20 protein-coding genes are annotated in these 24,801 nt (G+C 70.3%); 7 read left to right on the top strand and 13 right to left on the bottom strand.

The features are described 5' to 3' along the window. The first annotated feature begins 13 nt into the window (after positions 1-13). Together B7K21_RS01850 and B7K21_RS01845 are read left to right on the top strand one after the other, a co-directional pair. A complete protein-coding gene (locus B7K21_RS01850; RefSeq protein WP_084073297.1) occupies positions 14-3,004 on the top strand; it encodes a bifunctional [glutamine synthetase] adenylyltransferase/[glutamine synthetase]-adenylyl-L-tyrosine phosphorylase in 2,991 nt (996 codons plus the stop codon). Further along, positions 3,004-3,873 carry a hypothetical protein gene (locus B7K21_RS01845; RefSeq protein ID WP_084073294.1) on the top strand — a complete coding sequence of 290 codons (870 nt, stop codon included), beginning with the start codon at positions 3,004-3,006 and terminating at the stop codon, positions 3,871-3,873. Before B7K21_RS01850 ends, B7K21_RS01845 begins: the two co-directional genes overlap by 1 nt. Here B7K21_RS01845 and B7K21_RS01840 read toward each other — a convergent pair. Beyond that, positions 3,870-4,907 (bottom strand): LacI family DNA-binding transcriptional regulator, encoded by a 1,038-nt coding sequence (locus tag B7K21_RS01840; RefSeq protein ID WP_084073292.1) that lies wholly within the window; start codon positions 4,905-4,907, stop codon positions 3,870-3,872. The two genes, B7K21_RS01845 and B7K21_RS01840, sit on opposite strands and share 4 nt — an antisense overlap. Before the next feature lie 7 nt (positions 4,908-4,914). Next, entirely contained in the window at positions 4,915-6,666 is a 1,752-nt protein-coding gene (locus B7K21_RS01835) for a glycoside hydrolase family 13 protein (RefSeq protein WP_084073290.1), read from the bottom strand. Between the two features lie 184 nt (positions 6,667-6,850). On the opposite strand from B7K21_RS01835, the gene ribA reads away from it, so the two are divergent. Beyond that, complete coding sequence (gene ribA, locus B7K21_RS01830) at positions 6,851-7,534, top strand: GTP cyclohydrolase II (protein WP_084073288.1); 684 nt, start codon at positions 6,851-6,853, stop codon at positions 7,532-7,534. Between the two features lie 32 nt (positions 7,535-7,566). Here the strand turns inward: ribA and B7K21_RS01825 are convergent, their stop codons facing one another. The 6 genes from B7K21_RS01825 to lipB all read right to left on the bottom strand — a co-directional run bounded on the left by B7K21_RS01825 (position 7,567) and on the right by lipB (position 12,802). Continuing rightward, positions 7,567-8,178, bottom strand: coding sequence for a pentapeptide repeat-containing protein (locus B7K21_RS01825; RefSeq protein WP_084073286.1), 612 nt, complete (start codon positions 8,176-8,178; stop codon positions 7,567-7,569). A gap of 104 nt (positions 8,179-8,282) precedes the next feature. Further along, positions 8,283-9,716 (bottom strand): type I glutamate--ammonia ligase, encoded by a 1,434-nt coding sequence (glnA, locus tag B7K21_RS01820; RefSeq protein ID WP_084073284.1) that lies wholly within the window; start codon positions 9,714-9,716, stop codon positions 8,283-8,285. Between the two features lie 107 nt (positions 9,717-9,823). Beyond that, complete coding sequence (locus B7K21_RS01815) at positions 9,824-10,237, bottom strand: RDD family protein (protein ID WP_159448378.1); 414 nt, start codon at positions 10,235-10,237, stop codon at positions 9,824-9,826. Between the two features lie 60 nt (positions 10,238-10,297). Further along, a complete protein-coding gene (locus tag B7K21_RS01810; RefSeq protein ID WP_084073280.1) occupies positions 10,298-11,020 on the bottom strand; it encodes a DUF4191 family protein in 723 nt (240 codons plus the stop codon). A gap of 70 nt (positions 11,021-11,090) precedes the next feature. Next, on the bottom strand, positions 11,091-12,098 hold the full coding sequence (gene lipA / locus B7K21_RS01805; RefSeq protein ID WP_084073278.1) for a lipoyl synthase: 1,008 nt from the start codon (positions 12,096-12,098) through the stop codon (positions 11,091-11,093). Beyond that, a complete protein-coding gene (lipB, locus tag B7K21_RS01800) occupies positions 12,095-12,802 on the bottom strand; it encodes a lipoyl(octanoyl) transferase LipB (RefSeq protein ID WP_084073277.1) in 708 nt (235 codons plus the stop codon). The genes lipA and lipB overlap by 4 nt, the downstream gene beginning before the upstream one ends. 153 nt (positions 12,803-12,955) lie before the next feature. On the opposite strand from lipB, the gene B7K21_RS01795 reads away from it, so the two are divergent. Together B7K21_RS01795 and B7K21_RS01790 are read left to right on the top strand one after the other, a co-directional pair. After that, a complete protein-coding gene (locus tag B7K21_RS01795) occupies positions 12,956-15,181 on the top strand; it encodes an MMPL family transporter (protein ID WP_144016017.1) in 2,226 nt (741 codons plus the stop codon). Between the two features lie 92 nt (positions 15,182-15,273). Beyond that, positions 15,274-16,539 carry a hypothetical protein gene (locus B7K21_RS01790; protein ID WP_084073275.1) on the top strand — a complete coding sequence of 422 codons (1,266 nt, stop codon included), beginning with the start codon at positions 15,274-15,276 and terminating at the stop codon, positions 16,537-16,539. Here B7K21_RS01790 and B7K21_RS01785 read toward each other — a convergent pair. Genes B7K21_RS01785 through lpdA form a run of 3 tightly spaced genes read right to left on the bottom strand, consistent with a single transcriptional unit; the run spans position 16,526 to position 20,602 of the window. After that, positions 16,526-17,416 (bottom strand): TIGR01777 family oxidoreductase, encoded by an 891-nt coding sequence (locus tag B7K21_RS01785; protein ID WP_084073274.1) that lies wholly within the window; start codon positions 17,414-17,416, stop codon positions 16,526-16,528. The genes B7K21_RS01790 and B7K21_RS01785 overlap by 14 nt on opposite strands. 5 nt (positions 17,417-17,421) lie before the next feature. Next, positions 17,422-19,191, bottom strand: a complete 1,770-nt coding sequence (sucB, locus tag B7K21_RS01780; protein ID WP_084073272.1) for a 2-oxoglutarate dehydrogenase, E2 component, dihydrolipoamide succinyltransferase — start codon at positions 19,189-19,191, stop codon at positions 17,422-17,424. 25 nt (positions 19,192-19,216) lie between these two features. Then, complete coding sequence (lpdA, locus tag B7K21_RS01775) at positions 19,217-20,602, bottom strand: dihydrolipoyl dehydrogenase (RefSeq protein WP_084073270.1); 1,386 nt, start codon at positions 20,600-20,602, stop codon at positions 19,217-19,219. A gap of 93 nt (positions 20,603-20,695) precedes the next feature. Here lpdA and B7K21_RS01770 point away from each other — a divergent pair, with 93 nt between their 5' ends. Beyond that, complete coding sequence (locus B7K21_RS01770) at positions 20,696-21,031, top strand: hypothetical protein (protein ID WP_084073268.1); 336 nt, start codon at positions 20,696-20,698, stop codon at positions 21,029-21,031. Positions 21,032-21,132: 101 nt separating this feature from the next. Here B7K21_RS01770 and B7K21_RS01765 read toward each other — a convergent pair whose 3' ends face one another. Continuing rightward, on the bottom strand, positions 21,133-22,590 hold the full coding sequence (locus B7K21_RS01765) for a leucyl aminopeptidase (RefSeq protein WP_084073266.1): 1,458 nt from the start codon (positions 22,588-22,590) through the stop codon (positions 21,133-21,135). A 32-nt stretch (positions 22,591-22,622) separates the two neighbouring features. Between B7K21_RS01765 and B7K21_RS01760 the strand changes: the two genes are divergently transcribed. Next, entirely contained in the window at positions 22,623-23,630 is a 1,008-nt protein-coding gene (locus B7K21_RS01760; protein WP_084073264.1) for a quinone-dependent dihydroorotate dehydrogenase, read from the top strand. Here the strand turns inward: B7K21_RS01760 and B7K21_RS01755 are convergent. Further along, positions 23,614-24,723: a TDT family transporter gene (locus tag B7K21_RS01755; protein WP_159448377.1), complete on the bottom strand. Its 1,110-nt coding sequence runs from the start codon at positions 24,721-24,723 to the stop codon at positions 23,614-23,616. The genes B7K21_RS01760 and B7K21_RS01755 overlap by 17 nt on opposite strands. Between the last annotated feature and the right edge of the window lie 78 nt (positions 24,724-24,801).

Raw genomic sequence — 24,801 nt, 5'->3', positions numbered from 1 at the left:
GGGCGGGGCTCGCATGAGCACGCGGCCGGTCTCGTTCGCCGCACGGCTGCGCCGCGCTGGCGTCGCGGATGCGACGCGTGCCGAGGCGACGCTCGAGCGGTTGACGGCGCTCACTGGCGTGACGATCGACGACGCCCCGCGGGCGCTGTCGTATCTCGCCGACCCGGACGCGGGCCTGCTCCAGTTGGAACGCATCGCCGAGGCCGCCCATGAGGCAGGGGTGCTCGACCGTCTGACCGCGCTCGCGGGCACCGAGGCCGGAGCACGCCTGGGGATGGTGCTGGGCGGGTCGGTGGCGCTCGGCGACTTCCTGGTGCGTCATCCGGAGTATGTCGCCGACTTCGCCGCATGGCCCGCAGGCGAGTCGTTCACGTCGATGAACCCGCGGACGTCGCTGCTGGAGTCCGTAGGCGCGGATCCGACGTCCGACGCTCCGGTCGCGACCGTCACCGGGGACGCAGGCGTCGCTGCGATGCGCGTGGCGTATCGGCGGCTCCTGATGCGCGTCGCAGCCGAGGATCTCCGGCAGGACGATCCCCGCACGATCCTCCCGGCTGTGGCCGCCGCGCTCGCGGACCTCGCGGGGGCCGCGCTCGAGGCCGGACTCGCACTCGCGCGCGCCGACGAGCCCGACCATGCACAGACCCGCCTGTCGATCATCGGCATGGGCAAGTGCGGCGGACGCGAGCTCAACTACGTCTCCGACGTGGACGTGATCTTTGTCGCCGAGCCAGCCGAGGGCGCCGACGATGCGGTGTCGCTGCGCATCGCGACGCGCCTCGCCGCTGCGGCGGGGCGTGCGTGCGACAAGCACGGCATCGAACCGCCGCTGTGGCAGGTGGACGCGAACCTCAGGCCGGAAGGCAAGGATGGCGCGCTCGTGCGGGGCCTCGCGTCGCACCTGGCGTACTACGAGCGGTGGGCGGAGAGCTGGGAGTTCCAGGCACTGCTCAAGGCGCGCCCTATCGCGGGCGACCGCGAGATCGGCGAGCGGTACGTCGAGATGCTCCAGCCCCTCGTGTGGTCAGCGGTGGAGCGCGAGGGGTTCGTCGAGGGCGCGCAGGCCATGCGGCGGCGCGTTGAGCGCCATGTGCCGCCCGCCGAGGCCGACCGGCAGATCAAGCTAGGCCCCGGCGGGCTCCGCGACGTGGAGTTCACCGTGCAGCTGCTGCAGCTCGTGCACGGCCGCTCGGACGAGTCACTGCGGTCGCGCACCACCCTCGAGGCGCTCGCGGCGCTGCGCGCGGGAGGCTACGTGGGCCGCCCCGAGGCGGCGGCGATGGAATCCGCGTACCGTCAGCTGCGCGTCTGGGAGCACCGGCTTCAGCTGCGCAAGCTCACGCGCACGCACCTGATGCCGGCCGACGAGGACGACCGCCGCGTGCTCGCGCGCGCCTCGGGCTTCGCGACGGTCGAGTACATGGACGAGGTGTGGCACGACACCCGCCGGCGCGTGCGGGCGATGCACCTGGACATGTTCTACCGGCCGATCCTGCCCGTCGTCGCGCGCCTGAGTGCCGACGAGGCGGCGCTCGACGACGCAGCCGCGCGGGATCGTCTCGCCGCCGTGGGCTTCGTGGATGCCGACGCGGCGCTCAGGCACATCCGGTCGCTCACCGACGGCGTCTCGCGGTCTGCGGCGATCCTGCGGCAACTGCTGCCCGCGATGATCGGCTGGTTCGCGCAGGGGCCTGAGCCGGATGCGGGCCTGCTCGCGTTCCGGCAGCTGTCCGAACAGCTCGCGGGGCAGCAGTGGTATCTCAAGCTGCTGCGGGACTCGGCGACGGCCGCCGAGAGACTCGCGCGGCTGCTGTCCACCTCGGGCTTCGTCACGAAGGCCCTGCTCGCGAGCGCGGACGAGATCCGGTGGCTGGATTCCGACGCGGATCTCGAGCCACGCACGTATGAGCGGCTGTGGAACGAGGCCGATGCGGTGCTGCGGCGCAGCGACGACGCGGATCAGGCGATCACCGCGCTGCGCGGCATCCGGCGGCGCGAGATCGCGCGCGTGGCGGCGGCGGACGTGCTGGGCCTGATCAACGCGTCGGATGCCACGGGCGCGGTGACGCACGCGGCCGACATGGTCATCGAGGGGGCTCTGCGCATCGCCGTGCATCAGGTGCGCGCTGCCGCGGGCGAGGAGCCGCCGCGGCTGCTGGTGGTGGCCATGGGCCGCTATGGCGGCCGCGAGATGGGCTACACGTCCGACGCGGATGTGCAGTTCGTGTACGAGGGCGACGGATCGCAGGCGCACGCGCTCGCGCAGAAGCTCGCCGCCGAGGTGCGTCAGCTGCTGCAGAAGGTGGGGCCCCAGCCCGCGCTCGAGATCGATGCCGACCTGCGGCCGGAGGGCCGGAACGGGCCGCTCGCGCGCTCGTTCGAATCGACGGTCGGCTACTACTCGCGCTGGTCGGACCCGTGGGAGGCGCAGGCGCTGCTGCGCGCACGTCCGTGCGCGGGCGACCCGGATCTGCGGGAGCGCTTCATCGAGGACGTCGCGCCCGTGCGCTATCCGGAGCGCCTCGAGGAGTCTGCGCTCGCGCAGATGCGGCGGCTCAAGGCTCGCATGGAGGCTGAGCGGCTTCCTCGCGGCGTAGAGCCCCGGCGGCACCTCAAGCTCGGTCCTGGCGGCCTGTCCGATGTGGAGTGGACGGTGCAGTTGCTGCAGCTTCAGCATGCGCACGAGCTCGAGGGGCTGCGCACCACCCGGACCCTCGAGGCGCTGGGGGTCGCGCAGGAGCACGGGCTGATCGACGCGGAGGATGCGGACACGCTGCGAGAGGCGTGGGTGCTGGCGACCAACCTGCGCGGCGCGATCGCGCTGCGTGGTCGGCGGGGTGCGCCGGACGTGCTCCCGTCGGAGCCCCGCGAGCTCCGCGTGCTCGCCGAGATCATGGAATCCGACGACACGGGGCCGGAACTCGACGACCGCTACTTCCGAGTGTCGCGCCGTGCCCGTACGGTATGCGAGAAGATCTTCTTCGGCTGGAACCAGGAGGGGTAATGCGAGGTCTGCGCACGGTCGTCTCGGCGATCTGCATCATTGTCGGCGCACTCACGCTTGTCGCGTGGGCTGTGAGCGCCGTCTCGGTGCGTTCGGTCGAGGACGGCACTGCCGTCGTCGGCATCGCTCGCAACGCGCTCGGCCACGAGATCGTCCAGCAGACGGTCACCGCGACGCTGCAGTCGGAGGCGGTGCAGCAGATCGAGGAGGCGGGCGTCGACCTGGACGCGCTGGGCCTTGAGGAGCGCGTGAGTGCGCTCGTCGCGACGATCGTCGGCTCCGACTCGTTCGCGAATGCGGTGGCATCTCAGGCGGAGACGCTGCAGGCGCAGTTCTCTGCGCAGCTGACGGACGCGCTGCGCGACCCGGCGCCGCTGATGTTCACCATGGACCTCGGCACTCCGCTCGCCGAGCGCCTGAGCGAGGTCGAGATGCTCGACTCGGTGACGGACGACCTCGAGATCGACTCGATCACGTTCGAGGCGCTCGACGCCCAGACATTCGAGAGCGTCCGCGACGTGTACGCGCTCATGGAGCAGATCAACCAGTACGGGCTCTACGTGGGGCTCGCGCTGATCGTCATCGGGTTCGCGGTCTCGCCGCGCCGCGCGTGGTTCCTGCCCAAGCTGCTCGCGGTGGTCGCGGGCGTGTCGCTGGTCGGATGGGCCCTGCTGTACCTCGTGGGTCCCGAGGGCGTCGCGGCCATCCTGCCGGGCGGTGCCGACGGCGCGATGGGCACGATGATGCTCGACGTGCTGACCGATGAGACGACGCCCGTGATCATGGAGCGTCTCCTGTGGGTGGGGCTCGGCTCGCTGGCGGGAGCCGCAGTGCTGGGTCTGCTCGCCCGCGCGATCGTCCGTCGCTAGTCGCGGGCGCGCGCGGTCGACCGACGCTCGACCAGCTCGAACGGCAGGCGCACTGCGGCGGCCGCGTGAGGGCTCGTTGGCTCGAGCTCCTTCAGGAGTTCGCGGGCAGCGGCCGCTCCCTGCGCGTCGGGATGCTGATCGATGGTCGTGATGCCGAACACCTCGGCGAGCGGGTTCCCGTCGATGCCGATCAGGGACACGTCCTCGGGGATGCGCAGGCCACGATCGCGAATCGCGGCGTGCGCACCGATCGCCAGCTCGTCCGATGCGGCGAACAGCGCCGTCGGCGGTTCGCCCGCGCCGAGGATTTGCGATGCGGCGTCATAGCCGCCGTCCACCGTGAACTCGGCGTCGCACATCAGGAGCGGGTCGATCTCGAGTCCCGCGTCCACCAACGACGCCTCGTAGCCCTGGCGGCGCAGCAGCGGCACGTGGAAGTCGAGGTCGTAGGGGACGATGCCGCCGACGAAGCCGATGCGCGTGTGACCGAGTTCGAGCAGGTGGCTCATCGCGGTGTGCGCGATCGCGAGGTTGTCAACGGCGAGCGCCGTGATGCCCTCCTGCGGCCGGTCGAGCGCGATCACGGGCTTGCCGATGCCGTGCAGGCTCGTGCGCTCCGCCGCGGTGAGGGAGAGCGTGACCATGATGAGCCCGTCGGTGCGCTTGCGCAGCAGCGAGTCGGCGAAGAGCCGGCTCCGGCGCGGGTTGTCGGCGCCGTCCGGATCGTCGAGGCGGTTGGGCTCGCAGTGGTAGAGCGTCACGTCGTAGCCGGCGTCGGTGAGGACCCGGTGCGCGCCTGCCATCGCGGTCGTGAAGAACCAGCGGTTCAGGAACGGCATGACGATGCCGACGTTGCGGTTGCGTCCGCTTGCGAGGCTCGACGCCGTCGCGGAGACGACGTAGCCGAGGTCCCGGGCCGCTCTTTCCACGCGTTCGCGCGTGGCGGGGGACACGCTGGGCTTGCCTGCGAGTGCGCGGGACACGGTGGCGGTGGACACGCCGGCGAGCTCGGCGACCTTCTGGATGCGGGTCATGGGAGGCTCATGCGCGTCGGATCCACACCGTGGAGTCGGGCTCGAAGGAGCCTTCGAGCGGCGTCGAGGCGAGGAGCACCTCGCCGGCGAGCAGCGGGTCCTGCAGGGTGACGGGCTCGCCGGTCATGTTCGTGACGATCCGTGTGGCGCCGTTGTCGAAGGCGATCACGCCTGGGGGCGCGTCCACCCACGCGAAGTCGCCGGTGCCGAGCGCGAGGTCGGCGCGCAGCGCGAGCGCCGACCGGTACATCTCGAGCGTCGAGCCTGGGACACCCCGCTGTGCGTCGCGGGCGAAGCGTCCCCACGCGTCGGGCTGGGGCAGCCAGGAGGCGCCGGTGGGGGAGAAGCCGAATCCTGGGGCCTGTGCCTCCCACGGGATCGGCACGCGGCATCCGTCGCGACCGTAGCGCTCGCCTCCGGTACGGAACCACGCGGGGTCCTGTCGCGCCTGCGCAGGGATGTCGAGCGCCTCCGGCAACCCGAGCTCTTCACCCTGATACAGGTAGGCACCCCCGGGCAGGCCGAGCATGAGCAGAGTCGCCGCACGCCCACGGCGCACTCCGTGCTCCGTCTCGGGGAGTCCAGGCGTGTCGCGGCCCACACCGTGGCCGAGTGGGGGAACGTCCGCGAGTCCGAGTCGGGTCGCGTGGCGTACCACGTCGTGGTTGGAGAGTACCCACGTGGATGGCGCTCCCACACGGGAGAAGGCATCGAGCGACGCGTCGATCACGGCTCGCAGCGCGCCGGAATCCCATGGCGTCATGAGGTAGCCGAAGTTGAAGGCCTGGTGCATCTCATCCCTGCGGGCCCACAGTGCCATCCTCGTCAACGGCTCGACCCATGCCTCGGCGACGAGGATCCGATCCGCGCCGTAGCGCTCAAGCACAGCACGCCACCTGCGCCAGATCTCGTGCACACCCTCTTGGCCGAAGTGGGGGCTAGGTGCCGTCGTGTCACCGATGCTCGCGGCGATCAACTGCTCGTCGGTGTAGTCGGGCAGGCCCTCCTCCTTGACCAGTCCGTGCGCCACGTCCACGCGGAAGCCGTCGACCCCTCGATCGAGCCAGAACCGCAGGATTGCGTCGAAGTCCTCCCGCACCTGCTCCTGCGTCCAGTCGAGGTCGGGTTGCGTCGAGTCGAAGAGGTGGAGATACCACTGGCCAGGCGTGCCGTCGGCCTCGATCACACGGGTCCAGGCGGGGCCGCCGAACACGGACTGCCACGTGTTGGGCGGCAGTTCGCCCGAGTCGCCGCGCCCGTCGCGGAAGATGTAGCGCGCACGTGCGGCGGAATGCGGAGGCGCGGCCAGCGCCGCCTGGAACCACGCGTGCTGATCCGAACTGTGGTTGGGCACGATGTCCACCACGATTCGCATGCCGAGCTCGTGCGTGCGCGCGATGAGTGCGTCCGCGTCGTCAAGTGTGCCGAAGACGGGATCCACGTCGCAGAAGTCGGCGACGTCGTAGCCGGCATCCTTCTGTGGGGAGCGGTAGAAGGGCGACACCCAGATGGCATCGACGCCCAGGTCCGCGAGAGCCTCAAGCCTCGACGTGATGCCCGCGAGGTCGCCTACGCCGTCGCCATCGGCGTCCGCGAACGATCGTGGGTAGATCTGATAGATGACGGCGGACCGCCACCAGTCGTCGGGGCTGTCGGAGATGTCGGGACGGGCCACGATGTCCTCTCTGAGCCGGGGCCGAGGGCGCGGAGGCGCACGAGGCCTCCAAGGGGCCAAAGGCGTCGTTGCCTCCGGCTTCATTTGTAAGCGCTTACAGCGTAGCGTGCAAACGCAGCCGTCCGGTGCGCCTCGACACACCCGACGTGGCGCCTGGGGCCCTGCGCAGCACAGCGCGCCAGGAGCGGGAATACTTGCGAGTTCAAGGAAGTTGACCAGCGCATCCCGGTCTCGCGACACGCGGGGCACCTTGAACCAGGGAGGCATCATGACCGCCACCGTCGCCAATCCGCTCCGCCGCCGCGCCGGAACTCTCGACGTCGCTCCCGCGCGCCCCCGGGCCCGCGTGACGGTGCCGCTGCGATTCTCAGACGGATATGGCACTGACGCGCAGGTCATCACCTTCGACGGGCTCGCGGACGGTCGAGAGCACCTGCTGCTCGCCCTGGGCGACTGGGAGGGCGCGCTCGAGCGAGCCGCCGCCGGCGGCGAGGCGCCGCTCGTGAGGCCCCACTCGGAGTGCCTCACGGGTGACGTGTTCGGCTCGGAGCGCTGCGACTGCGGTCCCCAGCTCCGGGAGGCCGTAGAGCGCATCGCCGACGAGGGCGGCTTCCTGCTGTACCTGCGCCAGGAGGGCCGCGGCATCGGGCTGTACGCAAAGCTCGACGCCTACGCGCTGCAGGACACGGGACTCGACACATACGAGGCGAATCTCGCGCTGGGCAGGGGTGAGGACGAGCGCAACTACGCCGTGGTCGCGCAGATGCTCGCGGCAGTCGGAGCCGATCGCATCCGCCTGCTGAGCAATAACCCTGACAAGGCCGAGCAGCTCGAGGCGTTCGGCATCGGCGTGGCGGAGCGAGTGCCGACCCAGGTCCACCTCACGGACGCCAACGCCCGCTACCTGGCGGCGAAGGTCGAGCGCACAGGCCACACCCTGGCGCTGGGCTGACGCGGACGCAGAGGGCCGCTGGCGAGGCAGCCTCAGTCGTCGTCCGCGTCGGCGTCGGACTCCGCCAGGGCCTCCGCGGGAAGCCCGTCGAGGTCGACTCCCACCGGAGGTGCGCCCTCAAGGTAGAACGATCCCTCCCACACCACATCCGCAAGCGAGGCTCCGGTGAGGTCGGCGGCGGTGAGATCGGCGCCTGTGAGGTCCGCCTCGGCAAGATTTGTGCCGACGAGCACGGCCTCGCTGAGGTCGGCACCGACCAGCACCGCCTCGCTCAGGTCTGCGCCCGTGAGATCGGACTCCTTGAGCTCGGCTCCCGTGAGGTCGGCGTCAGAGAACTCCGCGCCCGCGAGCGTGAGGCCGCTCAGTTGGGCGTCCGCAAGGTAGAGCGAGGAGAACGGCAGCAGCTCGCGCTCGCTCATGACTGCCTGGCGCACGAACAGCGAGTTGCTCAGCGCCTCGTCACGCGCTGAGCGTTCCTCTTCGCGGCTCTGGTCGATCCAGGAGATCGCGAACGAGACCAGCAGCGCGAGCACCAGGCCACCGATCGCCTCGAGGATCAGTTCGTCGCGGTTGCGGCGCCAGAAGCCGAGGCCTGCAGCGGGTTCGGCGGCGCCCGACGCCGGGGCCGGCTCGGTCTCGGACATCGGGGACTCCTTCGATCAGAGGCGGGGGAGGGGCGAGTACGACGAAGGCCCGCCCCGGAATCGGGACGGGCCTTCGTGATGAGCGCTACACGCCGATCCGAGGATCAGACGTCGTAGTAGAGCTCGAACTCGTGCGGGTGCGGACGGAAGCGCAGCTGGTCGATCTCGGCCGAGCGCTTGTAGTCGATCCACTCCTCGATGAGGTCCTCGGTGAACACGCCGCCCTCGGTGAGGAACGCGTGGTCGGCCTCGAGGGTGTCCAGCACCGCGGGGAGCGAGTCCGGCACCTGCGGGATGAGAGCGTGCTCCTCGGGGGGCAGCTCGTACAGGTCCTTGTCCACGGGGGCCGGCGGCTCGATCTTGTTCTTGATGCCGTCGATGCCCGCCATGAGCAGGGCCGCGAACGCGAGGTACGGGTTGCCCGACGAGTCGGGGGCGCGGAACTCGATGCGCTTGGCCTTCGGGTTCGAGCCGGTGATCGGGATGCGGACCGCGGCGGAGCGGTTGCGAGCCGAGTACACCAGGTTCACCGGGGCCTCGTAGCCCGGCACGAGGCGGTGGTACGAGTTCACGGTGGGGTTGGTGAAGGCCAGCAGCGCCGGGGCGTGCTTGAGGATTCCACCGATGTACCAGCGTGCGATGTCGGACAGGCCGCCGTAGCCGTTCTCGTCGTAGAACAGCGGCTCGCCGTCCTTCCAGATCGACTGGTGCACGTGCATGCCCGAGCCGTTGTCGCCGAAGAGCGGCTTCGGCATGAAGGTCACGGTCTTGCCGTGCGCCCACGCGACGTTCTTGATGACGTACTTGAACTTCATCAGGTCGTCACCGGCGTGCAGCATGGTGTTGAAGCGGTAGTTGATCTCCTGCTGACCGGCGGTGCCCACCTCGTGGTGCGCGCGCTCGACCGAGAGGCCGACCTGCTCGAGGACCTGGACCATCTCGTCGCGGAGGTCCGCCATCTGGTCGCCGGGCGAGACGGGGAAGTAGCCGCCCTTGTAGCGGGTCTTGTAACCGAGGTTCGGACCGCCGTCCTCCTCGATCTCCGCGCCGGTGTTCCACCAGGCCTCGGAGGACTCGATGTGGTAGTAGCCCTCGTGCTGGTTCGTGTCGAAGCGCACCGAGTCGAAGATGAAGAACTCGGCCTCGGGGGCGAAGTACGCGGTGTCGCCGATGCCGGTCGACTTCAGGTACTCGATCGCCTTGGTCGCCACGTTGCGGGGGTCACGCGAGTAGGGCTCGTTCGTGAACGGGTCCACGATCGAGAAGTTGATGACGAGGGTCTTGGCAGCGCGGAACGGGTCGACGAACGCCGTCGCGACGTCCGGCAGCAGCTTCATGTCCGACTCGTTGATGGCCTGGAAGCCACGGATCGACGAGCCGTCGAACATGGCGCCATCGGTGAAGACGTCCTCGGTGAACTGCGATGCAGGAATGTTGAAGTGCTGCATCTGGCCGGGCAGGTCGCAGAAGCGGATGTCGACGAACTCGACGCCCTCTTCCTTGACGAACGCAATCGCCTCTTCGGCGGTCTTGAACATCCGATTGCTCCTTAGGAGAGACAGGTTGCTAGGACTAGCAAGCACCACCCTAGGGGCACCAGGTTGCCCTCGCATTCACCCCGTGTTACGGGACTGTTACGTGAGGCTCAGAGCGCGCCGCGGCGCACCCTGATCAGGCGGGTGCGCGCGAGCGCGTCGTGATATCCGGCTCCCTCACGGTCAGTGAGGATCGCCGGGAGGATGAGGGCGGCGAGCACCGTGCGGATCGCTGCGGGCACGAGTCCCACGACGGTCGAGCCATCGGCGCGCACCACGCGCAGGCCGACGATCCTGTGCCCGATGGTTGTCCCGAGTGTCGCGACGAGCACCAGGTGCTGTACGGCCCAGACCGCGACAGTCCCCAGGTCGTTGCCCGCCCACAGCGACCGCTCGAGCAGTCCGGCGGTGGAGGGGTCGAAGCCAGGGGCGCGCAAGAACGCCGAGGCGATGATCAGGCACAGGAGCCAGTCGATGGCGACGCCGGCGAGGCGCCGACCGAAGCCGACCGCGGCGTCGGGCAAGCCGTCAGGCGAACCGGATGGGGCGTCGGGCATGTGCGGGTACGGGGGAGTGCGGCCGCGTCAGCGCCCGCGCATGCCCTTGCGGTCTGGACGTGCGCGCAGCGGGTCCACGCCCTTCGGCACGGGAAGCGACGGGCCGCCGATGGCCTTGAGTCGCGAGGCGACCGCGGCCTGCTCGTTCTTGCCGAGTCCCTTGCCCAGGCCGCGCCCGTAGACCTTGCGCTTGATGCCGTTGATGGTCTTGACGAGGTCCTTGATACGCACCTGGCCCTCGCCGGTGCCGACGTAGATGGCAGTGACGGGAACGCCCGCGATGACCTTGCCGAGGCGGCTGGTGACCTTGTCGACGTGGCGGCGGGATCCAGGACCCTCCGCGAGGAGCGCTACGCCTCCGGTGCCGACGCCGTAGTAGACGATCGCCGTGCCCTTCTGGTCGATCGCGATGGGGTTCTCGTCGAACTGCCAGCCGCGTCGGATCGACTGCGCGACGTACAGCGAACCGCCCATCTGGCCTTCGACCTGCTGGAACGCCACCTTCTCGAAGCGGCGGGTGAGCACGAAGAGCGCGCCGAGCACGCCCAGGAGCACACCGAGGATGCTCGCGTAGATGATCGCCGCGGTGCCGCCTGCGGCGATGCCGATGCCGACCGCGACGCCGATGACGACCACGGGGATGCCGATCATGAGCGGCAGGAGCCACTTGTCGTGCGGCGCGGCGAACTTGTACGCCTGCGCGATCAACTGGTACCAGCGCTGCTTCTTCTCGGGTTCGTTCTTCGCCATGATGCCGATCAGTCTAGTGGGTGGCGAGCACGCGAACGCCCGACGTCGGGGTCGGGCGTTCGCACTGGAGTCAGCGGGTGCGCGAGAGCAGAGCCGACGCCTCCTGGCGCGCTTCCATGGGCGCGCCGAGGTGTGCGAGCGCCTCGGGGATCGGACGGCCCTTGCGGGTCATCGCCTGCCCCCACAGTCGACCGGCACGGTAGGACGAGCGCACGAGCGGGCCGGACATGACGCCCAGGAAGCCGATCTCCTCGGCCGCGTCCGAGAGCTCGACGAACTCCTCTGGCTTGACCCACCGCTCGACGGGGTGGTGGCGCGGGCTCGGCCGCAGATACTGCGTGATCGTCAAGAGGTCGCAGCCCGCGTCGTGCAGGTCCTGCAGCGCCTGAAGCACCTCGTCCATCGTCTCGCCCATGCCGAGGATGAGGTTCGACTTGGTGACCAGGCCGTCCTTCTGCGCCTCGGTGATCACCTGGAGCGAGCGCTCGTACTTGAACGCGGGGCGGATGCGCTTGAAGATGCGCGGCACGGTCTCGACGTTGTGCGCGAGGACCTCGGGGCGCGAGGAGAAGACCTCGGCCAGCTGGTCCGGCTCGGCGTTGAAATCGGGGATGAGCACCTCGACGCCCGTGCCAGGGTTCAGCGCATGGATCTGACGCACGGTCTCGGCGTACAGCCACGCGCCACCGTCCTCGAGATCGTCGCGGGCGACGCCCGTGACCGTCGAGTACTTGAGCCCCATCTCCTTGACCGAGTTCGCGACCTTGGTCGGCTCCATGCGGTCCAGGGGAGAGGGCTTGCCGGTGTCGATCTGGCAGAAGTCGCATCGGCGCGTGCACTGGGCCCCGCCGATGAGGAAGGTCGCCTCGCGGTCCTCCCAGCACTCGAAGATATTCGGGCAGCCCGCCTCTTCGCACACCGTGTGCAGCCCGCCGCCCTTCACGAGGGACTTGAGCTCGTTGTACTCCGGTCCCATGGTGGCCTTGGTGCGGATCCACTCGGGCTTGCGCTCGATCGGGGTCTCGGCGTTGCGGGCCTCGACGCGCAGCATGCGGCGGCCCTCCGGGGCGAGTGTCACACGGTCTCCTTGGGTCGTGAGGCCTGGTCGGCGGCGGCGCTCGTCGCGTCCGACGCGTCGGTTGGCGTCCATCGTATGTCGGCGAGCGCGGACTCGAGTGCGGGCAGCACCAGGGGGAGCACCTCGCCTATCGTCACGTCCCGACCGAGCTCGTCGCTGAGCGACGTGACGTCAGCGTCGGAGATGCCGCACGGCACGATGCGGTTGAACTCGGCAAGGTCCGGATCGCAGTTGAGAGCGAAGCCATGCATGGTGACGCCCTTGGCGACGCGCACGCCGATCGCGCAGATCTTGCGCTCACGGCGACCGTCCGAGGCCGGCAGCCAGACGCCCGAGCGTCCGTCGACACGCTGCGTCTCCACCCCGAGGGCCGCGCACGTGTCGATGATCGCCTGCTCCAGGCATCGGACGTAGCGCACCACGTCCACAGGCTCGGCGAGCCGGAGGATCGGGTAGCCCACGAGCTGACCGGGGCCATGCCACGTGATCTTTCCCCCTCGGTCCACGTCCACCACGGGCGTGCCGTCGACGGGCCGGTCCCACGACGCCGTGCGCTTGCCTGCCGTGTACACGCTCTCGTGCTCGACGAGCACGAGAGCGTCCGTCCTCTCGCCCGCCACGACCTCGTCGTGCAGACGTCGCTGGAGGTCCCAGATCTCGCGGTACTCGCGCGGACCCGTGGGGAGCAGGTCTTCGACGATCATCGGTCCAGGCTAACCCGTGGCTACGCTCTCGATTGCGGGAATCATCCGACAGATGTCGGCGTTCATGCCGTCAACCGGGCCATCCGAGCCGCCGTGAGGGCGCCCACAGCCCGGGAACGAGTGTCCCCGTCCCTTTCGAGGAAGAGATCGACCGTGAACGCCCGTACCTGGGTACGACCCCTGCTCATCGTCGTCGTCATCGCGGCGTGGCTCGCCATCGGCGGCGCCGGCGGCCAGACCTTCGGCAAACTCTCCGACGTCCAGGAGAACGACTCCGCCGCATTCCTGCCGTCGTCAGCCGAATCAACCGAGGCCGCACAGGCGCACGCGGAGTTCGCGCCCACCGACGCCGTGCCCGTCCTGCTCGTCGTCGAGGGCGGCGCCTCCGACGTCCCGACGGTGCAGTCGTTCGTGGACGAGGCGCTCGACGCCCCGCTCGAGGGCGACCCCGAGTCCCGCACCGTCGGCGACGTCATCCTCACGGGCCCGGGCGGCGAGACCCCGCAGGCCATCCCGTCGGAGGACGGTGAGGCGATCCTGGTCACCATGTCGATCGACGCCGACGTGTTCGCGCAGTCCGTCGGGGAGGAGTCGTTCGCCGAGGTGTTCGTCACCACGCTTCGCGATGCGTGGACGGAGGCCGAGACGGGCCTCGACGGCTACGTGACCGGTCCCGCCGGTCTGGTCGCCGACCTCTCGGCCGCATTCGCCGGCATCGACGGCATCCTCCTGCTCGTCGCGCTCGCCGTGGTGCTCGTGATCCTTCTCATCGTCTACCGCAGCCCCGTGCTGCCGTTCCTGGTGCTGTCCACCTCGATGATCGCCCTCACCGGAGCGATCATCCTGGTCTACGCGCTGGCCGTAGCCGACGTGATCACGCTCAACGGGCAGTCCCAGGGCATCATGTTCATCCTCGTCGTCGGCGCGACGACCGACTACTCGCTGCTTCTCGTCGCGCGCTACCGCGAGGAACTGATCAGGGTTCAGTCTCCCTATACCGCGCTGTGGACTGCGTGGCGGCGATCGCTCGAGCCCATCGCCGCGTCGGCCGGCACCGTGGTGCTCGGACTGCTGGTGCTGCTGCTCAGCGACCTCAAGTCGAACTCGTCGCTCGGCCCCGCCGGAGCGATCGGCATCGTCGCCTCGTTCTTCGCGGCTCTGACGCTGCTGCCGGCGCTGCTGCTCATCGGAGGCAAGCACGCCCGTGGCGTGTTCTGGCCCGCGATGCCGCGCTACCGCGGCGACGACGCGCCGGCCGAGGCGAAGCACGCCGACCTCAGCGCCGATGAACGCGAGGCGGTCACAGCCCAGCTTGAGACCAAGGCCGGCGTGTGGGGTCGCGTGTCGCGCATGGTGGACGGCAGGCCGCGCGTGGTGTGGCTCGCCGCCGCCGGAGGTCTCGCGGCGCTCGCCGCGTTCCTGCCCACCTTCCAGTCCGGCGGGCTCGGTTCGCGCGACGTCTTCCTCGGTGAGGTGGAGTCGATCACCGGATTCGAGGTGCTCGAGCAGCACTTCGACGCTGGCGCCACCTCGCCGATCCGCGTCATCGCTTCGGAGGAGGAGGCCGACGCGGTGCTCGCCGCCGTCTCCGGCATCGACGGCGTTGACGACGCCTATGTCCTCACCGAGGCCGTCGCCGCGGGCGCCCCCGTCGGCGCAGTCCCGAACGATCCTCCCCTCGTGATCGACGGTCGGGTCGAGGTCGTCGGCATCACCCAGGTCGCGGCGTCCTCGGTCGAGGCCACCGAGATCGTGCAGGACGTACGCGATGAGGTCCACGCGATCGATCCCGGGGCCCTCGTGGGCGGCCAGGCGGCCGAGCAGCTCGACACCCGCCTGACGTCGGAGCGTGACCTGCGCGTGATCCTGCCGACCATCCTCGCGGTGATCCTGGTGGTCCTCGCGTTCCTCCTCAGGGCCTTCGTCGCGCCGGTGCTCATCATGCTCGCGAATGTGCTGAGCTTCGCCGCGACCATGGGGCTGGCGGCGATCGTGTTCAACCACGTGTTCGACTTCCCGGGCACGGACCCGGCGGTTCCGCTGCTCGCGTTCGTGTTCCTCGTCGCACTCGGCGTGGACTACTCGATCTTCCTCATGTCCCGAGCGCGCGAGGAAGCGCTCGAGCACGGCAACCGCGAGGGCATGCGGCGCGCGCTCGCCGTGACCGGGGGTGTCATCACCTCGGCGGGCATCGTGCTCGCCGCAACGTTCGCCGCGCTCGGCGTGATCCCGCTCATCTTCCTGGCGCAGATCGCGTTCATCGTGGGCGTCGGCGTACTCATCGACACGTTCGTCGTGAGGTCGCTCCTCGTGCCGGGACTGGTGGCAGACATCGGCCGAGTCTCGTGGTGGCCGTTCACGCGACGCATCGCGGACTGACCCACAGGGCGGCGATCGGATTCCGGTCGCCGCCCTGATTGGTCCTGTGGAGAACGGCTCCACGTCCCGCGCCACCTGCGACCGTAGGGGGCATGGACCACGAGCCGATCGCCTGCACGGTGGGCACAGGCGAGGAAGCGTATGCCGCGGCCCTCGCCCGCGCGGAGACGCTGCGTGCGCTCGGAAGCGACAGTGTGCTCGGACCCGAGCGCGTCATCCTTCAAGGCGAGACCGTGCTGGCGCGCGCGTCCGCGCCGCGCGGCGTCACGCTCGCCTCTGTTCTCGCCGCGCGGGGCGCCCTGCCGGTCGGCGAGTGCGTATGGCTGGGTGTGCGCGTCGCGACCGTGCTCGCCCAGATGCACCGCGCGGGACTGGTGCACGGAGCCGTCGACGCTGAGGCGGTGATGATCGACGGCTCGCGACTCGCTGTGCTCGACTCGACCCTTCGCTCGGGCGCCCCAACCGCGCAGTCGCCTGCTGACGATGTGGCGGCGCTGGGCGTCATGCTCGCGGAGGCCGTGCGCACCGCAGACCGTGCGGTGCTTGGCGCGTGGCTGGACCCTATGACGGCGGGCGATCCGGCGGCGCGCCCCACGGCAGCGATGGTCGCGCACGCCCTCGTCGCGTGTGCGCACGAGGTTCAGGTCGCCATGCCTCCGGCCGATGTCGCGGGCGTGATGCGCGCGGGGGCCGGGTCCGCGGCGGCGACGCGGCGTGCGGGCGTCAGTGATGCGGCTGCGCGCCTCGGCCAGTGGTGGCGCGCCACCACCGAACGACTCGGGGCTGTGGAGGGGCATGAGAGGTCCGCGGCGGGACAGGAGGGGCCAACCGGGGCGCCGCACCGGCGACCTCCAGCGAGGACGCTCGTGCTGGGAGCGATCGCGGCATGCGCAGTCGTCATCCTCGGGGTCGTCGTGGTCGCAGGGATCACTCTCGGCGCTGGCGAGGAACCCGCGCGGTACGGTGCCGCAGGCGGTGCCGCCGTGGAGCCGGACGCGGTGGCCGCCGCCGAGAGACTCACGCTTCGCAGGATCGAGTCGCTCGCCTCGGGTGACGGGGAGGCACTGCTTGCCACGGTGGCGGTCGGCAGCGATGCCGCGGTGCGTGCGGAGGAGCAGGCAGGTGCGCTCGAGTCCGGTTTGCTCGCATTCGAAGGCCTGGTGGGGGAGGTCGAGGCGGCGGAACTCGTCGCTGCGGCCGATGCGGGCGCCGCCGTGCGCGTGACGTATCGCACGAGCGCGCACACGGTCATAGCCGAGGGGATCACGTCGGAGCGCACGCCACAGACAGAGGTGGCGGTGCTGGAGCTCGTGCTCGAGCGCGGTCGGTGGAAGGTGAGCGCTGCTACAGCTGGCTGACGATCCACCGCGCTGCGGTGTCGATGTCAGGGTCGGCCCAGGCGAACCCGCGTCGCGCGAGCACGCCGGGCATCGCGCGCTGCGAGGACAGCAGATCCTCGGCGGCGGGCCCCACGGCCACTCGCATCGCCCACGCGGGCACGGGGAGCAGGGTGCCCGTGTCGAGTGCGGCGGCGAGGGACGAGATCAGGTCACGGTCGCGCACGGGCGCGGGCGCCACGAGGTTCACGGGGCCGGCGTGATCTCCGTCGAGGAGGAAGGTCAGCGCCGCGACCTCGTCGCGCAACGAGATCCACGAGTGCCAGGCCTCGCCCGAACCGAGCGAGCGCAGCACGCCCCTTCGCACGAGGGGAAGGAGCCGTTCGGCGAAGCCGCCGTGAGGGGCGAGCACCAGACCGGTGCGCAGGTAGGCGACGCGTGCCCCCGAGTCGACCGCCGGGGCAGCGGCGCCCTCCCAGGCCTCGCAGATGTCGGCGAGGAAGCCCTTGCCGCGCGGGGACCGTTCGCTCAGCTCCTCCTCGCCGCGATCACCATAGAAGCCCATCGCGGAGCCCTGCAGCAGCGTTGCCCGCGGGTTCTCCGCCGCGATGGCCTGGGCGATGGTGCGCGTCGAGTCGACGCGCGACTGGAGCACGACCTCGCGGTAGGACTCCGTGAGGCGCTGACCGCCGATCGAGGCGCCCGCGAGGTTCACGACGGCGTCCGCGCGGGCGATCACGTCACGGTCGATCGACCCCTTCGCGGGGTCCCACGCCGACTCTCCGGGGCCCTTGGCCTCGCGGCGCACCAGGTGCACCACGTCGTGGCCGCCCTGACGCAGCGACTGCGACAGGGCGGTCCCGATGAGGCCGGAGGCCCCGGAGATGACGACGCGCATGCGCGCTACAGGCCCAGCTCGTCCTCGAACGCGCCGGCCTCGATGCGGGCCTTGACGGTCTGCAGGAAGCGAGCGGCGTCGGCGCCGTCCACGATGCGGTGGTCGTAGCTCAGCGGCAGGTAGGCCATCGGACGGATCGAGATGACGTCCTCACCGTCGGGACCCTTGACGACGACCGGCTTCTTGACGATCGCGCAGGTCGCGAGGATGCCGACCTGAGGCGCCGGCACGATCGGCGTGTCGAAGAGGGTGCCGCCCGAGCCGGTGTTCGTCACCGAGAACGTGCCGCCCGAGATCTCGTCCGACTTGAGCCCGCCGTCGCGCGCCCTCGTGGCGAGGTCGACGATGCCCTTGGCGTGGTCGACGATCGTCTTCGAGTCCGCGTCCTTGAGCGTGGGCAGCATGAGCCCCTTGGGTGTGTCGACGGCCAGGGAGAGGTTCACCGACGGGTGGTAGACGATCGAGTCGCCGTCCACCGACGCGTTGAGGAACGCGTGCTCCATCAGCGCCTCCGAGACAGCGCGCGTGAAGAACGGCAGGAACGTGAGGTTCACGCCGTGCTTCTCGGCGAAGGCCGCCTTCGACTTGGACCTGAGGGCCCAGATCTTGGTGCAGTCGACCTCGACGACGGAGGTGAGCTGCGCCATGCCGTGCAGCGACTCCATCATCTTGTCCGCAGTGATCTTGCGGATGCGGGTCATCTTGACCGTCTGACCGCGCAGCTCCGAGACCTCCGGAGCCGCCGGGGCCGACGGGGCCGCTGCGCGGGCAACAGGCTCAGAGGTTGCCGCGGGAGCCGACGCGGGCGCCTCAGCGGCGGCCAGGACGTCCTCCTTGCGGATGCGTCCTCCTACGCCGGTGCCGGACACGGCGGCGAGGTCCACGCCCCGCTCGGCGGCGAGCTTGCGGACGATCGGCGTCACGTAACCGGAACCGCCCGAGGCAGCAGGCGCGGGCTCGGAAGCCTGCGCAGGAGCCGAGGCGACCGGCGCGGGCGTCTGCTGAGGCGCGACAGGTGCCGGCGCGGGCTCGGGAGCGGGGGCAGGAGCGGCAGCCGGTGCCGCGGCCTCAGAGGCCGACGCAGGCTCGGGCTCGGGTGCAGGCTGCTCGGCGGGCGCGGGTGCCGCCGCGGGCGCAGCGGAGCCGTCGCCGATGCGCGCGAGCACGGCGCCCACCTCGGCAGTGTCGTCCTCGTTCACGAGGATCTCCAGGAGCGTGCCCGCGAACGGGGCCGGGATCTCGGTGTCCACCTTGTCGGTCGACACTTCGAGCAGCGGCTCATCCGCCTCCACGGCGTCGCCGACGTTCTTGAGCCAGCGCGTGACGGTGCCCTCGGTGACGGACTCGCCCAGCGCGGGCAGCGTCACGTCGCGGCCACCGCCGGCAGGCTCTGCCGCGGGCGCGGCAGGGGCCTCGGCAGCGGGAGCCGGTGCGGGTGCGGCGGGGGCCTCCTCGGCTGCAGGAGCCGGAGCCTCAGCGGCGGGCGCAGGTGCTGCGGGGGTCTCGGCGGCCGGCGCGGGCGCCGAGCCACCCTCGGACGCATCGCCGATGCGCGCCAGGACGGCTCCGACCTCGACGGTGTCGTCCTCGTTCACGAGGATCTCCAGCAGCGTGCCGGCGACGGGCGAGGGGATCTCGGTGTCGACCTTGTCGGTCGAGACCTCGAGCAGCGGCTCATCCGCGGCGACCGTGTCGCCGACGTTCTTGAGCCACCGGGTGACGGTGCCCTCGGTGACGGATTCGCCGAGGGCCGGAAGGGTGACGTCGTTGCTCATGATGCGGGAACTCCCTCGTTCGAAATCAGTCGTGTGCGTGCAGCGGCTTGCCGGCGAGCGCGAGGTGGGCCTCGCCCATCGCTTCGTTCTGGGTGGGGTGGGCGTGGATCAGGGGCGCCACGTCCTCGGGGTGGGCGTCCCAGCTCACGATCAGCTGCGCCTCGCCGATCTGCTCGCCTACGCGCGAACCGATCATGTGGACGCCGACGACGGGGCCGTCGACGACGCGGACCAGCTTGATGAAGCCCTGAGTGCCCAGGATCTGGCTCTTGCCATTGCCGCCCAGGTTGTACTCGAGCGCCTTGACGTTCTCGGCGCCGTACTGCTCCTTGGCCTTGGCCTCCGTGAGCCCAACCGAGGCGAGCTCGGGCTCGCAGTAGGTGACGTGCGGGATGTTCGACTCGACGATCGGCTGGGGGCTGAGGCCCGCGATCTGCTCGGCGACGAAGATGCCCTGCTGGAAGCCGCGGTGCGCGAGCTGCAGGCCGGGGACGATGTCGCCCACCGCCCAGATGTTGCCGACTCCGGTGTGGAGGCGCTCGTCGGTGAGGACGAAGCCGCGGTCCATGTTGAGCCCCTGCGCCTCGTAGCCGAGCGACGCCGTGCGGGGGCCGCGGCCGACGGCTACCAGGAGCACCTCGGCCTCCTTCGTGGTGCCGTCCTCGAGCGTGACGGTGACGCCCGCGTCGGACTGGGTCACCGACTGGAAGCGCTTGCCGAGCGTGAAGCCGATGCCGCGCTTGCGGAAGGCGCGCTCAAGGCCCTTGCTCAGTGCCTCGTCCTCGTTGGGGGCGAGGTGGGGCAGCGCCTCGATGATCTCGACCTCGGCGCCGAAGGACTTCCACACGGAGGCGAACTCGACGCCGATCACGCCACCACCGAGCACGATGGCGGACTTGGGGACCACGTCCATCTCGAGCGCCTGGTCCGACGTGATGACGCGTCCGCCGATCTCCAGGCCGGGGAGCGAACGCGCGTACGAGCCCGTGGCGAGAACGATGTTCTTGCCGGTGTAGCGCTCGCCGCGCACCTCGATCGCGTCGGGACCGACGAGGGTGCCGTGGCCGTCGATCATCGTCACCTTGCGCGACTTGATGAGGCCCTGCAGGCCCTTGTAGAGACGGTCGATGACGCCCTGCTTGTAGGAGTTCACAGCGTTCATGTCCACGCCCGTGAAAGTCGTCGCGACTCCGATGGAGGGGCCGTGAGCGGCGTGATCCGCGACCTCGGCGGCGTGCAGCAGGGCCTTCGTCGGGATGCAGCCGTTGTGGAGGCACGTGCCTCCGACCTTCGACTCCTCGACGAGGCCGACTGTGAGGCCGAGCTGGGAGGCGCGCAGCGCAGCGGCGTAGCCGCCGGAGCCGCCTCCAAGGATCAGGACATCAAACGAGCGTGGGGTGGACTCGGACACTATGCGTTCTCCTTGTAAGGAAGTCGGTCCTTCACATCTTGCCACCTGCGCGCGCTCACGCGAACCGCAGGCCCTGTGGCATACGCTGGGGCTATGTCGTTCCTCAAGCGGATCTTCGGCTCGCGGGACTCCTCGTCGGCTCCTGGCACCGCCTCGCGAGGCGCCCAGGCCGCGACCGTCACGCATTTCAAGGACTTCGTCGCCTCACGCCCCGGCTGCGAGGCGTTCATCGAGCCTGCGACCCGTGTCACGCAGACGACCATGGTGGTCGTCGCCGGCACAGGGGAGTGGACCCGACGCAAGGTGCCGGACGAGATCGCGGCGCGCAAGCTCGCCAAGCAGCTCGCGGTGCCGGTCTTCGACGTCAACCTCTCCGGCTATCCCTCGCGCATGCGCGAGTGGAACGAGACGCACCGCAAACCGCTGTGAGGTCATCGCGCCTCCGCGTGGCGGCGGCAGTCGCCGCGGACACGGAAGCACGAAGGCCCGCCACCCCTCACAGGGCGGCGGGCCTTCTTCGTTTCTGAGCGCTACGCCTGCGAGCGCGTCACCAGGTACTCGAACAGCGTCCTCACCGAGTGACCCGTGGCGCCCTTGGGCGTGCAGCCCCACGGCGATCCCTCGTTGAACGCGGGACGCGCGATGTCGAGGTGCGCCCACGGGGTGTCGCCCACGAACTCCTTGAGGAACAGGCCGGCCGACAGCATGCCGCCCATCGGGTCGCCGATGTTCTTGAGGTCGGCGACCGTGGACTCCAGTCCCTCGCGGAGGTGTGCGGGGAGCGGCATCGGCCAGAAATCCTCACCGGCGGCTTCCGACGCGGAGAACACCGCCGAGCGGACCTCCTCGTCGCCCATGACGGCGGAGGTGCGGGAGCCGAGCGCCACGCCCTGAGCGCCCGTGAGCGTCGCGACGTCCATCACGACGTCGGGCTGGTCCTCGATCGCGCGAGCGAGGCCGTCGGCCATCACCAGGCGGCCCTCGGCGTCGGTGTTCATCACCTCGACGGTCTTGCCGCCATAGATGCGGATCACGTCCGACGGGCGCTGCGCGGTGCCCGAGGGCATGTTCTCCGCGAGGCACAGCCAGCCGGTGACCTTGATCGGGAGGTTCGCACGGGCGGCCGCGAGCACGGTGTGGAGGACGACGGCGGAGCCGGACATGTCCGACTTCATGGTCTCCATGCCCTTCGGCGGCTTGAGCGAGATGCCTCCCGTGTCGAACGTGATGCCCTTGCCGACCAGTGCGACGTGGGTGCTCGCCTCCGAGGGCGCCCACTCCACGCGCACCAGGCGCGGCAGGCGCGACGAGCCCATGCCGACGCCGAGGATGCCGCCGAAGCCCTCCTGAGCGAGCTGCTCGGGCTCCCAGACGGTGACGTCGGCGCCGAGCTGCGAGCCCAGGTGCTGCGCCACCGACGCGACGGCGCCGGGGTACATGTCGAGCGGGGGAGTGTTCACCAGGTCGCGCACGCCGGCGATCGCGCCAGCGAGGATCGACGCCTTCTCGATCGCGCCCGTCGAGGCGCCCGCGATCTGCCACGACGTGCCGGCCCAGGGCTCCTCGCCTTCGGCGGGTTCCGCGTCGGACTTGTAATCACGGAACGAGTACGCGCCGAGCAGCGCACCCTCGGCGATCGCGGTGTAGCCCGCGTCGTCAGCCGCGGGGATCGCAACGACCACCGCGTCGGGGTTCTTGCCGCACGAGCGCGAGGCAGTGCCTGCGGCCTCGCGCAGGTCGCGCTCGGTCGCGTCGCCGAGGCCGACGAGCACGACGCGGCGCGCGGACGTGCCCGTGCCAGGCAGCACGGTGACCGCGCCGGCCTTGCCGGAGGCATCGAGCAGCCCGGCGGCGTCCTGCAGAGGCGCGACCGCGTCGGCGGGCAGCTGGGGGTGGGGGGCGATGGTGCCGTCGGACGCGACGCCGAGGATGAGGGCGTCGGCCGCGACGGACGTGACGATGTCGCTGGTGGCGTTGAGTGAGGTCATGCCCCGAGACTATCCCGCACTAGGTTGGTGCCATGTACGACCTCGTCCTGCGACACGTCATCTACCGGATGGATCCCGAGCTCGCGCATCGGGCGGCGGTGCAGGGCTTCCGATTCGGCGGCCGGATGCTACGGATCCTGGGAGGGCGACGGTTGTTCCCGGCCCCGCGCGCGGGAGCGGCGGTCGAGGCTCTCGGCCTGCCGTTCCCGGCTCCGTTGGGGCTCGCCGCGGGCATGGACAAGAACGCTCAGGCGGTCCCCGGCCTCGCCGCCGCTGGCTTCTCGCACATCGAGATCGGCACCGTCACGGCACGCGCTCAGCCCGGCAACGAACGGCCCCGTTCGTGGCGCGAGAAGGACGTGCGCGGCCTGCGCAATCGCATGGGATTCAACAACGAGGGCGCCGACGCCGTGGCGCGTCGCCTCGCGCGGCTACGCGCCCGACGCGCGGGCCGGGACATCATCCTCGGCGTCAACATCGGGAAGACCAAGGTGACGGCCGCGGAGGATGCGGCCACCGACTACGCCTACTCGGCTCGTGAGCTCGCGCCGTACGCGGACTACCTGGTCGTCAATGTGTCCTCGCCCAACACCCCGGGCCTGCGGGACCTCCAGTCGACCGAGTCACTGCGACCGATCCTCGAGCATGTGCGCGCCGCCGCCGACGATGCGCAGCCTGACCGGCACGTCCCGCTGCTCGTCAAGATCGCGCCCGACCTGGCCGACGAGGACGTCGACGCGGTCGCGGACCTCGCGCTCGAGCTGCGGCTCGACGGCATCATCGCCACGAACACGACGATCGCCCACGAACGCGGGCCTGGAGGGCTCTCCGGCCCACCGGTGCGCGCAAGAGCGCTCGAGGTCATCACGCGCCTGCGCGAGCGTGTGGGGCCAGGCATGTGCCTGATCGGCGTCGGTGGCATCACCACCGTCGAGGATGCGCGAGCGATGCTCGATGCAGGCGCGACCCTGCTGCAGGGCTACACCGCGTTCGTCTACGAGGGCCCCGCGTGGCCTGCGAGGATCAACGCCGCGCTGTGACCTCCGCCACGACCGGAACGTCGGTTCCCGCCGTTGCGGCGCGTCGTCCACGGGGGAGATAGGCGCCCAGGGTGCCGGTCGCGGCGACGGCCCATCCGACGGCGAGCAGTCCGTAGAGCACGACCGCCAGCCACGTCAGAGCGCTCGCGCCGGTGTGCCGTGCGAGCGCGCTCGCGCCCGTGACGCACGTGCCGACCGGGAACGTGAACGCCCACCACGCGAGGGTGAACGGCAGACGAGTGCGCACCGTGCGCGCGGTGACGGTGAGGCTGATCGCGAGCCACATCATCGCGAATCCCATGACGAGGACGCCGTACAGCAGCGAGAACACCAGCAGTGCGTGCGCGTCGATGCCGAGCGCGGGTGCGGCGTGGTCCGCGAGCAGGCCCACGGCGGTCACGGATTGTCCGAGCGGTCCGAGCACGATCCAGAGCGTGGGCACCGCTGACGCGGCGCCGATCCCGTGATGCGCGAGGCGATTCCACAGCGAGGCGATGGCCATCAGCGCGCCGAGTGCGCTCAGCCCGAACATGCCATAGCACGCGAGTGCGAGCGTTCTGGCGATCTCCCCGTCGACGTAGGGAAGCAGCATCGCGCCCGTCGCGGCAGAGACCATCGGTGGGACCACGGGCATGAGCCACGCGCCCGACGCGGCGTCGGCCTCGACCCGGTGGGACGTGAAGGCTATCACGGGTATGCCGACCGCCGTGGCGAGCCCTAGGGCCGTGCCGAGCATCCATAGCGCGGCGTGCAATCCCACTGCCAGGCGCTCTCCCAGCAGCGGCGGCGCCACCGTGAGCGTCGCCGCACCGAATGCCAGCAGCGCCATCGCGGGCGCCCCATAGAAGTGCGCCATCGAGGGATCGTCAAGGTAGCGGCGGACCGCTCCGCGATCCGTGGCGTAGTGTCCAGCGGTCGCGGCGACGATCGCGACGAGGGCTACGCCCGCGAGTGCCCAGGCCGTCCAGGCGACCACCTCGAGGATCGGGTGGGAGACCGGGAGAGTCGCCGCGCCCGTCGCGAGAATCGAGGTGCCCATCACGATCGCGAACCAGTTGGGAGTGATGGCGGCAAAGGCAGGGCGTGCGGTCATGTCATCAGCGTCCCAAGTGGGAGCGGTGCCCAGTAGAGTGAATACCGAGGGTATCCACAAGCAAGGATTGTGAGCCGC

Source organism: Demequina sp. NBRC 110052 (assembly GCF_002090075.1).
Lineage (GTDB): Bacteria > Actinomycetota > Actinomycetes > Actinomycetales > Demequinaceae > Demequina.
Note: the sequence above shows the minus strand (reverse complement) of the source record. Positions and strands in the feature narration are given on the sequence as shown.